Origin of the sequence: Tepidimonas fonticaldi, from assembly GCF_001675355.1 — a bacterium.
In the GTDB taxonomy this organism is placed as follows: domain Bacteria; phylum Pseudomonadota; class Gammaproteobacteria; order Burkholderiales; family Burkholderiaceae_C; genus Tepidimonas; species Tepidimonas fonticaldi.
Genome location: NZ_LZDH01000056.1, coordinates 155121 through 168683 on the forward strand (window position 1 = coordinate 155121; position 13563 = coordinate 168683).

Sequence of the window (13563 nt, forward strand, 5' to 3'; positions counted from 1 at the left end):
TGTGTTCTGTCATCCGATCGTCACCATGATAACGGGCGGCCGTCGGCGGCCATCGCGTACCATCGGCGCATGTTGATGCATCCCCAATTCGACCCGGTGGCCATTCGCATCGGGCCGCTGGCCGTGCACTGGTACGGCCTGATGTATTTGGCCGGCTTCGCCATGTTCGTCTGGCTGGGGCGACGGCGCCTGCGGCACGAGCCCTACCGAACGCTCGGCTGGCAGCCGCGCGATGTGGAGGACATTTTGTTTTGGGGCGTGCTGGGGGTGATCCTGGGCGGGCGCCTGGGGTATGTGCTGTTTTACAAGCCGCTCACCTACCTGGCCGAGCCGTGGCGGGTGTTCGCCGTCTGGGAAGGGGGCATGAGCTTCCACGGCGGGCTGCTCGGCGTGCTGCTGGCGATGGCGTGGTGGGCCCGCCGCCAGCAGCGGCCGTGGCTGCAGGTCATGGACTTCGTCGCACCGTGCGTGCCCGTGGGGCTGGCGCTGGGCCGCATCGGCAACTTCATCAACGGCGAGCTGTGGGGCCGGCCGGCGCCGCCGGATCTGCCGTGGGCCATGGTATTCCCGGCCGCCGGCCCGCTGCCGCGCCATCCATCGCAGCTCTACCAGTTTGCGCTGGAGGGGTTGCTGCTGTTCGTGCTCCTGTGGGCGTTTGCGCGCCGGCCTCGCCGCGTCGGCGAGGTATCGGCCGCGTTCCTCACCGGCTACGGCGTGATGCGCTTTGCCGCCGAATACTTCCGTGAGCCCGATGCCCACTTGGGCCTGTTGTCGCTGGGCCTGAGCATGGGCCAGTGGCTGAGCCTTCCGATGGTCGTGGCGGGGGTGGCCCTGTGGCTGTGGGCGCGCCGCACGCCTGTTGCCCTCTGATGACCCCGACGATGGACACCGCATCCGTGACCAATCTGTACGCCGCGCTGCGCGCCGGCTTCCCCGCCGATCTGGACACCCCCGCGATCGAGACCGACGAGGGCCTCGTCTACACCTGGCGCGACCTGGAGCGCGGCAGCGCGATGATCGCCAACCTGCTCGCGGGGCTGGATCTGCCGCCCGCCTCCCGCGTGGTCGTGCAGGTGGACAAGTCGGTCGAGGCGCTGATGCTCTACCTGGGTACCCTGCGCGCGGGCCATGTCTATGTGCCGCTCAACACCGCCTATCCGGCGGCCGAGGTCGAGTACTTCATCGACGATGCCGAGCCCGCGGTCGTCGTCTGCGCCCCGCAGCGGTTTGGCTGGGTCAGCGCCCTGGTGTTTCGGCGCGGCGCGCGGGCGGTGTTCACACTCGGGGCCGATCGCAGCGGCACGCTGCTGGACCGCGCGGCGCACCAGCCGGACCAGCAGGTGCCCGCCGCGGTCGGGGCGCAGGCGCTGGCCTCCATCATTTACACCAGCGGCACCACCGGGCGCAGCAAGGGGGCGATGCTGACGCACGGCAACCTGCTCGCCAATGCCGAGGTGCTGCGCCGCTACTGGGACTGGCGCCCGGACGACGTGCTCATCCATGTGCTGCCCATCTTCCACGTGCACGGGCTGTTCGTCGCGGTGCACGGCGCCTTGCTCAACGGCAGCCCCATGCTGTGGGCGGCCAAGTTCGACCCGTGCACCGTGCTGAATTGGTTGCCGCGCGCCACCGTCTTCATGGGGGTGCCCACGCTCTACACCCGGCTGCTGGCCGAGTCGGAGCTGACCGCCGAGCGTTGCGCGCACATGCGGCTGTTCATCAGCGGCTCGGCGCCGCTGCTGATCGAGACCTTTCGCACCTGGCAGCAGCGCACCGGCCACACCATTCTGGAGCGCTACGGCATGAGCGAGACGATCATGCTCACCTCCAACCCCTGCACGCCCGACCCCCGCTACGGTGGGCAGGCCGAGCGCCGCGGCGGCACCGTGGGTTTTCCGCTGCCGGGGGTGGCGCTGCGCATCGTCGGCGATGGCGACCGGCCGTTGCCGACCGGCGAGGTGGGCGGTGTGCAGGTGCGCGGCCCCAGCGTGTTTCAGGGCTACTGGCGCATGCCCGACAAAACCCGCGCCGAGTTCACCGCCGACGGGTGGTTTCGCACCGGCGACGTCGGTGTCATCGACGAGCGCGGCTACCTGACGCTGGTCGGCCGCAGCAAGGATCTCATCATCAGCGGGGGCTACAACGTCTACCCGGCGGAGGTGGAGGGCGCGATCAACGAACTGCCCGGCGTGGCCGAAAGCGCCGTCGTGGGTGTGCCGCACCCCGATTTTGGCGAGGTGGGCGTGGCCCTGGTGATCGCGCAGCCCGGCCACCGTATCGATCCGGACGCCGTGCTGGCCACGCTGCGCACGCGCCTGGCCAACTACAAGGTGCCCAAACGCTGCGTGGTGGTGGACGAACTGCCGCGCAACGCCATGGGCAAGGTGCAAAAAAACCTTTTGCGCGAGCGCTACCGCGACAGCTTCGCCGCCTGAACGGCGGGCGGTGCTCGCTTCAGCGCAGCACCAGCACGGGGATGTGCGAGTGCGTCAGCACCTGCTGTGTCTCGCTGCCCAGCAGCAGCCGCTTGATGCCCCGCCGCCCGTGCGACGCCATCACGATCAGGTCGCATTTGTGGCGCTTGGCCGCGGCGATGATGGCCTCGGCGATCAGGTCGGATTTGACCGTGATCGGCTTGACCTTCACCTGCCGTGCCTGGGCCAGCGTCTTGACGGCGGCCACCGTCTGGCGCGCTTCGTCCTCCCACTGCTTTTCGATCTGCCGCACCTCGGGCGTGCCAAGCGCCACCCCCCCTTCGAAATATGTCTGCGGGTAGCGCGGCACGACGCGCAACGCGACGAGCTCCGCCCCCGTCAGGTCGGCCAGGGCGATGGCGTGCTCTACGGCACGGTCGGACAGCTTGGAGCCGTCGGTGGTTACCAGGATGCGCTGGTACATGCAGGGTCTCCTCTGAAAGCAATACGGCCGGCCTGCGGGGCCCGCCCGTAACTGCCTACCATCTTGGCACGGTAACACGCGCCCCGAGTCGGGGTTTGACCTAGGTCAAGCCTGTGTGCCGGTCGATCGGGTACCGTTCGGCAATGAGCGAAACAGCCCCGCCACCGCGAGCGGCTGCAGGGGCGTCCGTCCCTGCAGCGGGGGATGGCACGCCGTTGGCCGGGGTGTGGGGCGGCCACCGCGGGCCGCTGGAGGTGCACGACGACTTCCGCGTGCTGGACGACCCGCTGGAACAGCGCGACTTCACCGACACGCGTGAGGAGGGCGGCCGCACCGTCTGCGAATCGACGCTGGTGGTGCAGGGCATGTACTGCGCCGTCTGCGCCGACACGGTGGAGGCGGCGCTGGCCGGCCGCGGCGGCGTGCTGGAAGCGCAGGTGCACGCCGCCACGCGGCGCCTGACGCTGCGCTGGGACCCGGCGCGCACGCGCCTGTCGGAGCTGGCGGAGGCGGTCGGCCGCGTCGGCTACCGGCTGCTGCCGATGCAGCAGGCCTTTGCGGTCAGCGAGCGCACGCGCGAGACGCGCCGCGCGCTGTGGCGGCTGTTCGTCGCGGGCTTTTGCATGATGCAGGTGATGATGTACACGTGGCCCGAGTACGTCACCGAGCCGGGCCAGATCCCGGCCGACCTGCTGCAGCTGCTGCGCTGGGCGTCGTGGGTGCTGAGCCTGCCGGTGCTGCTGTTCGCCAGCGGGCCGTTCTTCGGCAGCGCCTGGCGCGACCTGCGTCAGGGGCGCATCGGCATGGACGTGCCGGTGTCGCTGGGCATCCTGATCACCTTCGTCGTCAGCACGCTGGCCACCTTCGATCCCACCGGGCCGTGGGGGCACGACATCTGGTACGACTCGCTGACGATGTTCGTGTTCTTCCTGCTCGGCGGGCGTTACTTGGAGTACAAGCTGCGCGATCGCACCGCCGGCGCCCTGGACGCGCTGATGAACCGCCTGCCGGAGGTGGTGCAGCGCGAGCGCGCCGACGGCGCGCTGGAGGCGGTGTCGCTCAAGCGCCTGCAGGCCGGCGACGTGGTGCACGTGCAGGCCGGGCAGGCGTTTCCGGGCGACGGCGAGGTGCTGTCGGAGGCCGCCACGGTGGACGAGGCGCTGCTGACCGGCGAATCGCACCCGGTGACGCGCCGCCGCGGCGAGGCGGTGGTGGCCGGCAGCCACAACCTTGGCGGCACGGTGCGCGTGCGGCTGCAGCGCGTCGGGCGCGAGACGCGCTTCGCGCAGATCGTCGCGTTGATGGAGCAGGCCAGCACCGACAAGCCGCGCCTGGCGCGGCTGGCCGACCGCGTCGCCGCGCCGTTCCTGGTGGCGGTGCTGCTGGCGGCAGGGCTGGCCGGGCTGTACTGGTGGCAGTTCGACCCCAGCCGGGCGCTGGCAGTGGCGGTGGCGGTGCTGATCGTCACCTGCCCGTGCGCGCTGTCGCTGGCCACGCCGGCGGCGATGCTGGCCGCGGCCGGCGGTCTGGCGCGCCGCGGCATTCTGACGCGGCGGCTGCAGGCGTTCGAGGCGCTGGCGGCGGTGGACACCGTCGTATTCGACAAGACCGGCACACTGACGCAGGACCGCGTGGTGGTGCGCGACGTGCTGACGTGCCCCGGCGTGACGCGCGCGCAGGCGCTGGCGGCGGCCTTGCCGCTGGCGCGCGCCTCGCTGCACCCGGTGTCGCGCGCGCTGGTGGCCGCCGCCGGCGAGGCGCCCGACGCCCCGGCGTGGGAAGTGCGCGAGACCCCCGGCCGGGGCCTGACGGCGCAGGGGCCGGACGGCCGGACGTGGCGGCTGGGCTCGGCGGCGCACTGCGGGTTGGACGAAGCGGCCCTGGTGGCCAGCGGGCGCACGCTGGCCGACGTGCCGTGCGCGTATCTGTGTGACGAGCGGGGGTGGCTGGCCACCTTCGTGCTCGACGAGGGCGTGCGCCCCGAGGCGCGCGAGGCGATCGAGCGGCTGCGCGCGCTCGGGCTGCAGGTGCGGCTGCTGTCGGGCGACCGGCTCGGCGCCGTGCAGCGCGTGGCGCGGCCGCTCGGCATCGAGCACGTCGTCGCCGGCGCCAGTCCCGAGGACAAGCTCGCCACGCTGCACCGCTGGCAGGCCGAGGGGCGGCGCGTGGCGATGGTCGGCGACGGCCTCAACGACGGCCCGGTGCTGGCAGCGGCCGACGTCTCGTTCGCGCTCGGCCACGGCGCGCCGCTGACGCAGACGCGCGCCGACTTGGTCGTGCAGAGCGGGCGGCTCACCGACATCGTGCGCACGGTGGAGATGGCGCGCGCGACGCTGCGCGTCGTGCGCCAGAATCTCGCCTGGGCGGCCGGCTACAACGCGCTGGCCGTGCCGCTGGCGGTGGCCGGCGTCATGCCGCCGTGGGCGGCGGGGCTGGGCATGGCGGCCAGCTCGCTGCTGGTCATCGGCAACGCGATGCGGCTGGGGCGGCGCGGCGCCCCGGTGGCCGACGGTGTACCGTCACCTGCCACAGCCCCTGCGCCGGCTTGATGGGCGCCTACCCCCCATGACTGGGAGAATCGAACGATGGAAATCCTCTACCTGCTGGTGCCCCTGTCGGTGGTGCTGGTGCTGCTGATCATCGGCCTGTTCTGGTGGGCGCTGCACTCGGGCCAATTCGACAACGTCGAGCGCGAAGGCGAGCGCATCCTGCGCCACGATTGACCTATGTCAAGGGCGCAGGGGGAGGGCTCCCGGATACTGCGCCTGGGTGATTTTCACAACAGGAGTGTTACCTATGTCTGCAACCACGGCGGCCCCCGCGACGGGGGTCTATAACGACAAGGTCGTGAGGCAGTTCGCCATCATGACCGTGGTGTGGGGCATCGTCGGCTTTCTGGTCGGCGTCATCATTGCCGCACAACTGGCCTGGCCGGAGCTCAACTTCGGCATCGAGTACCTCACGTACAGCCGGCTGCGCCCGCTGCACACCAGCGCGGTGATTTTTGCTTTCGGCGGCTCGGGCCTGTTCGCCACTGCCTATTACGTGGTGCAGCGTACCTGTCAGACGCAATTGTTTGCGCCGGCACTGGCCTCGTTCACGTTCTGGGGCTGGCAGGCCGTCATCGTGCTGGCGGCGATCACCTATCCGCTGGGCTACACCCAGAGCCGTGAATACGCCGAACTGATCTGGCCGATCGACATTCTGGTGGCCGTGGTGTGGGTGGCCTTCGCGATCGTGTTCTTCGGCACGGTGGGCACCCGCAAAGTGCGGCACATCTATGTGGCCAACTGGTTCTACGGCGCCTTCATCATCGCCGTGGCGATGCTGCACATCGTCAACAACATCCAGATCCCGACCAGCCTGACGCACTCGTACTCGGTGTACGCCGGTGTGCAGGACGCCATGGTGCAGTGGTGGTACGGCCACAACGCGGTGGGCTTCTTCCTGACCGCGGGCTTCCTGGGCATGATGTACTACTTCATCCCCAAGCAGGCCGAGCGACCGGTGTACTCCTACCGGCTGTCGATCGTGCACTTCTGGGCGCTGATCTTCACCTACATGTGGGCGGGTCCGCACCACCTGCACTACACCGCGCTGCCGGACTGGGCGCAGTCGCTGGGCATGGTGTTCTCGCTCATTCTGCTGGCGCCGAGCTGGGGCGGCATGATCAACGGCATCATGACGCTGTCGGGCGCCTGGCACAAGCTGCGTGACGACCCGATCCTGCGCTTCCTGATCGTGTCGCTGTCGTTCTACGGCATGTCCACGTTCGAAGGGCCGATGATGTCGATCAAGACCGTCAACGCCCTGAGCCACTACACCGACTGGACCATCGGCCACGTGCACTCCGGCGCGCTGGGCTGGGTCGGCTTGGTGACCATGGGCTCGCTGTACTACCTGATCCCGCGCCTGTTCGGCCAGAAGCAGATGTACAGCATCAAGGCCATCGAGCTGCACTTCTGGATTTCGACCATCGGCATCGTGCTCTACATCGCTGCGATGTGGATCGCCGGTGTGATGCAGGGCCTGATGTGGCGTGCGGTCAACCCGGACGGCTCGCTGACCTACACCTTCGTCGAGTCGGTCAAGGCCACTTATCCGTTCTACGTGATCCGTCTGCTGGGCGGCGTGCTGTACCTGGCCGGCATGTGCGTGATGGCGTGGAACGTCTGGAAGACCGCGGCCCAGGGCAAGGTTACCCCGGTGGCCATCCCTGCCCCCGCGCACGCCTGAGGAGGACACCATGGCCAACGCACAACACCAGCCGAGCGGTCACGAGCGCATCGAGACCAACAACTTCCTGATGATCGTCCTCATCACCCTGGTGGTGGCGGTGGGCGGTCTGGTCGAGATCGTGCCGCTGTTCTTCCAGCACTCCACGACCAAGCCGATCGAGGGCGTCAAGCCCTACCCGGCGCTGCAGCTGGCCGGGCGTGACATCTACATTCGCGAAGGCTGCTACGTCTGCCACTCGCAGATGGTGCGTCCGTTCCACGCCGAGACGCTGCGCTACGGCCCGTACTCGGTGGCCGGCGAGTTCGTCTACGACCACCCGTTCCAGTGGGGCTCCAAGCGCACCGGTCCGGACTTGGCGCGCGTGGGCGGCCGCTACTCCGACGAGTGGCACCGCATCCACCTGATCAACCCGCGCGACCTGGTGCCGGAGTCCAACATGCCCGCCTACCCGTGGCTGGAGCGCCGCCCCGTGGACGCCGACGCGCTGCCCGTCAAGATGCGCGCGCTGCGTCAACTGGGCGTGCCGTACACGGACGAAGAGATCACCAAGGCCACGGAAGAGGTCAAGGGCAAGACCGAGCTGGAGGCGCTCATCGCCTACCTGCAGGGTCTGGGGACCGCCCGCTCGTGGGACAAGCTGGCGCAGCCGGCCACCAAGACCGCCCAGTCCGCCGCGGGTCAAGCCGCAGCCGATGCGGCGCAGTGAGGGGGCGAGATCATGGATGTCAACGATCTGCGCGTCATCGTCACGGTGCTGAGCTTCGTGACCTTCATCGGCATCTGGGCCTGGGCCTGGTCCCGCAAGAACCGGGAGCGTTTCGAGGAAGCGGCCCAACTGCCCTTCCGCGACGAGTGAGGCCCGTCAGGAGAGAACCATCATGAGCGATTTCACCAGTGACTTCTGGCACCTCTTCGTAGCCGGCGTGACCCTGATCAGTATCCTGGCCTGCGCGTTTTTCCTGTGGGCCAGCGGCAAGACCAAGGTCACGCCCGCGGCGGACAACACCACCGGCCACGTGTGGGACGGCGACCTGCGGGAGATGAACAACCCCCTGCCGCGCTGGTGGGTGTATCTGTTCATCATCACCGTGGTGTTTGCCCTGGCCTACGGCCTGATGTACCCGATGTTCGGCAAGGTGCAGGGCCAACTGGGCTGGAGCTCCCAGGGCCAGTGGGAAGCCGAGCGGGCCAAGGCCCTGGCGGCGATCGAGCCCCTGTACGCCAAGTTCAAGGGCATGGATTCCAAGGATCTGGCAAAGGACCAGCAGGCCATGGCGGTCGGCGAGCGGCTGTACATGAACTACTGCGCCCAGTGCCACGGCTCGGACGCCCGCGGCAGCAAGGGCTTCCCCAACCTGACCGATGCCGACTGGCTGGGCGGTGACGGGCAGCCGGAGTACATCCACAAAACCATTGCCGAAGGCCGCCAGGGCATCATGCCCCCGATGGCGGCAGCGGTCGGCACGCCCGAGGATGTTCGCAACCTGGCGCACTATGTGCTGAGCCTGTCCGGTAGCCCGCACGACAGCGTGCGCGCCACGCAAGGGGCCGCCAAGTGGGGCGCCTGCGCGGCCTGCCACGGCGCGGACGGCAAGGGCATGCATGCCACCGGCGCGCCCAACCTGACCGACCAGATCTGGCTGCACGGTTGGGGTGAAGAGGCGATCATTAAAATGATCAACGAGGGCAAGACCAACGTCATGCCGGCGCAAAATGCCTTGCTGACCGATGCGCAAATCCATGTGCTGACGGGCTACGTCTGGAAGCTGTCGAATCCGAACTGATCCCGTCGCCGGGGGGCGGCGCCTGTGTGGCCCGCCTCCCGGTTTTTTTGATTCGTACCGAATACTGCCATGAGTACCAGCGCTGCCAACACGCCCCAAGGCCCGACCCCGTCGGATGAAGAGGTCGAGGTTTCCCTGTACGCGGCCCGCAAAAAGATCTATCCGCGGGCGGTGACGGGGTTGTTTACCAAGTGGCGCTGGGTCTTCGTGTGGTTGACCCAAATTGTTTTTTACGGATTGCCCTGGCTGGCCTGGAACGACCGGCAGGCCGTGCTGTTCGATCTGGAGGCGCGGCGTTTTTATATTTTTGGTCTGGTGCTGTACCCGCAGGATTTCATTTACCTGACGGGCATTCTGGTGGTATCGGCGCTGTTGCTGTTTTTGTTCACGGCGATCGCCGGGCGACTGTGGTGCGGCTACGCCTGCCCGCAGACGGTCTACACCGAAATTTATTTGTGGATGGAAAAGCTCTTCGAGGGCGACCGCTCGGCGCGCATGCGCCTGGATCAGCAGCCCTGGATCCTGAACAAGGTGGCCCGCAAGGGCGGCAAGCATCTGGCGTGGATCGTCTTTGGGCTGTGGACGGGCTTTACGTTCGCCGGCTATTTCACGCCGATTCGCGACCTGGGCGCGGCGTTTTTGGCCTGGAACCTGGGGCCGTGGCAAACCTTCTGGATCTTCTTCTACGGCTTTGCGACCTACGGCAATGCGGGCTTCATGCGCGAGCAGGTCTGCAAATACATGTGCCCGTATGCCCGCTTCCAGAGCGCGATGTTCGACAAGGACACGATGATCGTGACCTACGACGCCAAGCGCGGCGAGCCGCGCGGCGCGCGCAAGAGGTCGGCCGACCCCAAGGCGCTGGGCCTGGGCGACTGCATTGACTGCACGCTGTGCGTGCAGGTTTGCCCCACGGGCATCGACATTCGCAATGGCTTGCAATACGAGTGCATTAGCTGCGGAGCTTGCGTCGACGTGTGCGACCAGGTGATGGAAAAAATGGGCTATCCCAAAGGCCTGGTGAAATACTCCACGCAAAATGGCATGGAGCGTGGGTGGAGCCAGGCGCAAATGATTCGGCGCGTTTTCCGTCCGCGCGTTTTGATTTACAGCTCGATCCTGTTGGCCATTGTGGCGGCTTTGGGGGTTAGCTTGTGGTTGCGGGTGCCGCTGAAGGTCGATGTGATTCGCGACCGCGGGGCGCTCGCGCGCATGGTGGAGATGGGACGCATCGAAAACGTCTACCGCATCCAGTTCATGAACGCCTCGGAGCACGAGCGCGAGCTGGCCGTGACGGTGGAGGGGCTGCCGGGCATCGAGGTCACCTCCGAGCGCAGCGTGCATCTGCTGCCCACCGAGGTGCGCTCGGTCGCCGTGCGGGTGCAGGTGCCCCCAGGCTTGCAGGCCGGCTCGCATCCCATCACATTCGGCTTCCGCACGCCGGATGGCACGATCGATGTGCGGGAGAAGACCACCTTCGTGGTGCCCCGTTGACGCCAACCCCCGGGAAAACCCCCGGGGGGCTTCGAACCCAAGAGCGATACACCAAGGCCTACACTATGTCCACGATGACCGCCCCTACGCCCGCCCCGCCGTCCCCGGCACGCCCGTGGTACCGTGAACCGTATGTCTGGATGGTGATCGGGGGGCCGCTGGTCGTGGTGGTGGCGTCCCTGGTGACGGTCACGATCGCGGTGCGCAACGCGGATACGGTGCTGCCGCGCGAGGCCGCCCCGGCGCCCGCCGTCGTGGCGCCCGATCGGATGACCCCGGAAGAGCGGCTGCAGGCCGAAAAGGCCCTGCTGCCGGCCAACCAGGGCCGCAACCACGCCGTGTCGTCGGCATTGCCCAAAAAAGATTGAGGCCCCGCCGGGGCCACACCCGAGAGGAGTGCATGATGTTGGCCCAACGCGTGATGTGGATCGCCTGGCCCGCCTTCCTGATGGCGGCGGTGATGGAAATGGTGGTGTTCGCCTTCGTCGATCCCAGCGAGTTGCATTGGGCGGGGGAGTCGCTCGGGTGGTCGCGACAGACCGTCTATACCCTGGCCTTCTTTGTTTTCTGGGGCTTGACCATGGCGGCCGGCGCGCTCACGACGCTGTTGTCCTTGTCGCCGTGGGAGGTCAACCGCTGCCCGGTTCCGCCGGATCAGCGTCCCGCGGACTGTGTCCGGGGCGATGGGGCGGTGGCCAATCCCCGCCCGTCGTGCGACGACGGGCGCTGCGGCGGCTGCGCCTGAGCGGTCTGCATTCGATAGGACTGCGCTCGAGGGGACTGGCTGGCGCCGTCAGTCCCCGTCCGGGCTGGCGTGGTTGACGATGGCGCCCAGCGCGTCGGGGTCGAGGATGCGCACATAGCGCTGCTTGACCTCGATGATCCCGTCGTCCTGAAAGCGCGAGAAGGTGCGGCTGACCGTCTCCAGCTTCATGCCGAGGTAGCTGCCGATTTCCTCGCGGGTCATGCGCAGCACCATCTCGGATTTGGAAAACCCCCGCGCGTGCAGGCGCTGCACCAGATTCAGCAGGAAGGCCGCCAGCCGCTCCTCGGCGCGCATGCTGCCCAGCAGCAACATGACGCCCTGGTCGCGCACGATCTCGCGGCTCATGATGCGGTGCACATGGTGCTGCAGCGCGCTGAATTCGCGCGAGAGCTGCTCCAGCTTGTCGAACGGCAACACGCACACCTCGGCGTCCTCCAGCGCGATCGCGGAGCAGGAGTGCTTGTCCTGCACGATGCCGTCCAGGCCCAGGATCTCCCCCGCCATCTGAAAGCCCGTGACCTGGTCGCGCCCGTCCGCCGTCGTCACGCTGGTCTTGAAAAAGCCCGAGCGCACCGCGTAGAGCGAGGTGAACGCATCGCCCGCCGCGAACAGCGCCGCGCCGCGCCGCACGCGCCGCCGATTGGCGATCAGGTTGTCGAGCTGCTCCATCTCCCCGGGGTTGAGGCCGACGGGGATGCAGAGCTCGCGCAGATTGCAACTGGAGCAGGCGACTTTGATGCTGTGCAGATCCATGGGCGCTGTGGCGTTGCCGGCCCGCAGGCCGAAGGGGGACTGTCCAATGGGGGACTGCCAAATGCGACCGATGATAACAACCGGTCGGCGTGCCCGCAGCGTTTTGTCCCGGTGGGCGTTGCGGGCATCGGTGTGCAGTGGGTTTGACTCCCGTCAAGGGCCGCGGGGCCGTCCTGGGGCACATTACCCTCCCAATGGAGTCCATGCCCATGAAGCACGTCATCGATGAAGCCCTGCTGCGCCGGTTCGACATCCCCGGCCCGCGCTACACGTCCTACCCGACGGCGGACCGCTTCGTCGAGGCGTTCACCGAGCGCGATTACATCCAGGCGCTCGAGCAGCGCCGCGCCGGCTCGATGGCGCTGCCGCTGTCGGTCTATGTGCACATCCCGTTTTGCGAGTCGCTGTGCTACTACTGCGCCTGCAACAAGGTGATCACCAAGCACCACGGCAAGGCGGCGGAGTATCTGCGCTACCTCTCGCGCGAGCTGGAACTGCAGACCGACCACTTTGGCCGTGGTCACCGGGTCAGCCAGTTGCACCTGGGGGGCGGCACGCCCACCTTCCTGAGCGATGCCGAACTGGCCGACCTGATGGCCATGATCCGCCGCCACTTCGAGCTGGTGCCGGGGGGCGAGTACTCGATCGAAGTCGATCCCCGCACGGTGACGGCCGAGCGCCTGGCGCACCTGCACCAGCTGGGCTTCAACCGGCTGAGCTTTGGCGTGCAGGATTTCGATCCCACCGTGCAAAAGGCCGTGCATCGCATCCAGCCGGCGGAGCAGGTGTTTGCCCTGGTCGCCGCGGCGCGGGAGCTGGGCTTTGAGTCCATCAACGTCGATCTGATCTACGGCCTGCCCCAGCAGACGCCGGAGTCCTTCCGCCACACCCTGGAGCAGGTGGAGCGCCTGCGGCCGGACCGCATTGCGCTGTATGCCTACGCGCACCTGCCGGCGCGCTTCAAGCCGCAGCGGCGCATCGTCGTGGCCGAGTTGCCCAGCCCGGCCGACAAGCTGGCGATGCTGTCGCTGTCGCTGGACCACCTGAGCGCGGCGGGCTATGTGTATGTGGGCATGGACCACTTTGCCCTGCCCAACGACGCGCTGGCGGTGGCCAAGCGGCAGGGGCGGCTGCACCGCAACTTTCAGGGCTACAGCACCCAGCCCGACTGCGATCTGATCGCGCTGGGGGTGTCGGCCATCGGCCGCATCGGCGCCACCTACAGCCAGAACGCCAAGACGCTGGACGAGTACTACGACGCGCTGGACCAGGGGCGGCTGCCCATCGTGCGCGGACTGGCGCTGACACGCGAAGATCTGCTGCGCCGCAGCGTCATCATGGCCATCATGTGCCAGGGTTTGGTGGACTTCGAGTCCATCAACCTGGCGCATCTGGTGGATTTTCGTTCGCACTTTGCGCGGGAGCTGGAGCAGTTGCGCGCCCTGGAGCGCGACGGGCTGGTGCGCGTGGACGATGCGCACCTGGAGGTCACCGCGACGGGGTGGTATCTGGTGCGGGCGATTGCGATGGTGTTCGACCGCTACCTGCAGGTCGATCAGGACCGCGCGCGTTTCTCCAAGATCATCTGACCCCCCGTCCCGCCCCGTGACCGTGCGGGGCTGATAGCAT

The 13563-nt window shown here is 67.8% G+C and carries 14 protein-coding genes; 12 read left to right on the forward strand and 2 right to left on the reverse strand.

Going from position 1 to position 13563, the window contains the following annotated elements:
• The first annotated feature begins 69 nt into the window (after positions 1–69).
• Both lgt and A9O67_RS06540 read left to right on the forward strand, forming a co-directional pair.
• Positions 70–870, forward strand: a complete 801-nt coding sequence (gene lgt / locus A9O67_RS06535; protein WP_068608609.1) for a prolipoprotein diacylglyceryl transferase — start codon at positions 70–72, stop codon at positions 868–870.
• An 11-nt stretch (positions 871–881) separates the two neighbouring features.
• Positions 882–2435 (forward strand): malonate--CoA ligase, encoded by a 1554-nt coding sequence (locus A9O67_RS06540; protein WP_068609809.1) that lies wholly within the window; start codon positions 882–884, stop codon positions 2433–2435.
• 19 nt (positions 2436–2454) lie between these two features.
• Here A9O67_RS06540 and A9O67_RS06545 read toward each other — a convergent pair whose 3' ends face one another.
• Positions 2455–2898 (reverse strand): universal stress protein, encoded by a 444-nt coding sequence (locus tag A9O67_RS06545; RefSeq protein WP_068608611.1) that lies wholly within the window; start codon positions 2896–2898, stop codon positions 2455–2457.
• Positions 2899–3041: 143 nt separating this feature from the next.
• Here A9O67_RS06545 and A9O67_RS06550 point away from each other — a divergent pair, with 143 nt between their 5' ends.
• The 9 genes from A9O67_RS06550 (at position 3042) to A9O67_RS06590 (ending at position 11160) form a co-directional block, all read left to right on the forward strand.
• Complete coding sequence (locus A9O67_RS06550) at positions 3042–5447, forward strand: heavy metal translocating P-type ATPase (RefSeq protein ID WP_082955420.1); 2406 nt, start codon at positions 3042–3044, stop codon at positions 5445–5447.
• A 36-nt stretch (positions 5448–5483) separates the two neighbouring features.
• Positions 5484–5621, forward strand: a complete 138-nt coding sequence (gene ccoS, locus A9O67_RS06555; protein WP_068608615.1) for a cbb3-type cytochrome oxidase assembly protein CcoS — start codon at positions 5484–5486, stop codon at positions 5619–5621.
• 73 nt (positions 5622–5694) lie between these two features.
• Positions 5695–7134, forward strand: a complete 1440-nt coding sequence (gene ccoN, locus A9O67_RS06560) for a cytochrome-c oxidase, cbb3-type subunit I (RefSeq protein ID WP_068608617.1) — start codon at positions 5695–5697, stop codon at positions 7132–7134.
• Between the two features lie 10 nt (positions 7135–7144).
• Positions 7145–7843: a cytochrome-c oxidase, cbb3-type subunit II gene (gene ccoO, locus A9O67_RS06565; RefSeq protein ID WP_082955421.1), complete on the forward strand. Its 699-nt coding sequence runs from the start codon at positions 7145–7147 to the stop codon at positions 7841–7843.
• 12 nt (positions 7844–7855) lie between these two features.
• Positions 7856–7993: a cbb3-type cytochrome oxidase subunit 3 gene (locus tag A9O67_RS06570; protein ID WP_068608619.1), complete on the forward strand. Its 138-nt coding sequence runs from the start codon at positions 7856–7858 to the stop codon at positions 7991–7993.
• A gap of 22 nt (positions 7994–8015) precedes the next feature.
• The gene (gene ccoP / locus A9O67_RS06575; protein WP_068608621.1) at positions 8016–8921 is read left to right on the forward strand and encodes a cytochrome-c oxidase, cbb3-type subunit III; all 906 of its coding nucleotides are present in this window, start codon (positions 8016–8018) and stop codon (positions 8919–8921) included.
• A gap of 69 nt (positions 8922–8990) precedes the next feature.
• Positions 8991–10415 (forward strand): cytochrome c oxidase accessory protein CcoG, encoded by a 1425-nt coding sequence (gene ccoG / locus A9O67_RS06580; RefSeq protein ID WP_068608625.1) that lies wholly within the window; start codon positions 8991–8993, stop codon positions 10413–10415.
• A gap of 65 nt (positions 10416–10480) precedes the next feature.
• The gene (locus A9O67_RS06585) at positions 10481–10783 is read left to right on the forward strand and encodes a nitrogen fixation protein FixH (protein ID WP_185974451.1); all 303 of its coding nucleotides are present in this window, start codon (positions 10481–10483) and stop codon (positions 10781–10783) included.
• A 35-nt stretch (positions 10784–10818) separates the two neighbouring features.
• The gene (locus A9O67_RS06590; protein ID WP_231960307.1) at positions 10819–11160 is read left to right on the forward strand and encodes a hypothetical protein; all 342 of its coding nucleotides are present in this window, start codon (positions 10819–10821) and stop codon (positions 11158–11160) included.
• A 48-nt stretch (positions 11161–11208) separates the two neighbouring features.
• Here the strand turns inward: A9O67_RS06590 and fnr are convergent, their stop codons facing one another.
• A complete protein-coding gene (fnr, locus tag A9O67_RS06595; protein WP_068608629.1) occupies positions 11209–11934 on the reverse strand; it encodes a fumarate/nitrate reduction transcriptional regulator Fnr in 726 nt (241 codons plus the stop codon).
• A gap of 209 nt (positions 11935–12143) precedes the next feature.
• Here fnr and hemN point away from each other — a divergent pair, with 209 nt between their 5' ends.
• Entirely contained in the window at positions 12144–13523 is a 1380-nt protein-coding gene (hemN, locus tag A9O67_RS06600) for an oxygen-independent coproporphyrinogen III oxidase (RefSeq protein WP_068609811.1), read from the forward strand.
• Positions 13524–13563: the final 40 nt, after the last annotated feature.

Coding starts and splice junctions, on each gene's coding strand:
- lgt (WP_068608609.1), top strand. CDS start 70: ATGTTGATGCATCCCCAATTCGACCCGGTGGCCATTCGCATCGGGCCG.
- A9O67_RS06540 (WP_068609809.1), top strand. CDS start 882: ATGGACACCGCATCCGTGACCAATCTGTACGCCGCGCTGCGCGCCGGC.
- A9O67_RS06545 (WP_068608611.1), bottom strand. CDS start 2,898: ATGTACCAGCGCATCCTGGTAACCACCGACGGCTCCAAGCTGTCCGAC.
- A9O67_RS06550 (WP_082955420.1), top strand. CDS start 3,042: ATGAGCGAAACAGCCCCGCCACCGCGAGCGGCTGCAGGGGCGTCCGTC.
- ccoS (WP_068608615.1), top strand. CDS start 5,484: ATGGAAATCCTCTACCTGCTGGTGCCCCTGTCGGTGGTGCTGGTGCTG.
- ccoN (WP_068608617.1), top strand. CDS start 5,695: ATGTCTGCAACCACGGCGGCCCCCGCGACGGGGGTCTATAACGACAAG.
- ccoO (WP_082955421.1), top strand. CDS start 7,145: ATGGCCAACGCACAACACCAGCCGAGCGGTCACGAGCGCATCGAGACC.
- A9O67_RS06570 (WP_068608619.1), top strand. CDS start 7,856: ATGGATGTCAACGATCTGCGCGTCATCGTCACGGTGCTGAGCTTCGTG.
- ccoP (WP_068608621.1), top strand. CDS start 8,016: ATGAGCGATTTCACCAGTGACTTCTGGCACCTCTTCGTAGCCGGCGTG.
- ccoG (WP_068608625.1), top strand. CDS start 8,991: ATGAGTACCAGCGCTGCCAACACGCCCCAAGGCCCGACCCCGTCGGAT.
- A9O67_RS06585 (WP_185974451.1), top strand. CDS start 10,481: ATGTCCACGATGACCGCCCCTACGCCCGCCCCGCCGTCCCCGGCACGC.
- A9O67_RS06590 (WP_231960307.1), top strand. CDS start 10,819: ATGTTGGCCCAACGCGTGATGTGGATCGCCTGGCCCGCCTTCCTGATG.
- fnr (WP_068608629.1), bottom strand. CDS start 11,934: ATGGATCTGCACAGCATCAAAGTCGCCTGCTCCAGTTGCAATCTGCGC.
- hemN (WP_068609811.1), top strand. CDS start 12,144: ATGAAGCACGTCATCGATGAAGCCCTGCTGCGCCGGTTCGACATCCCC.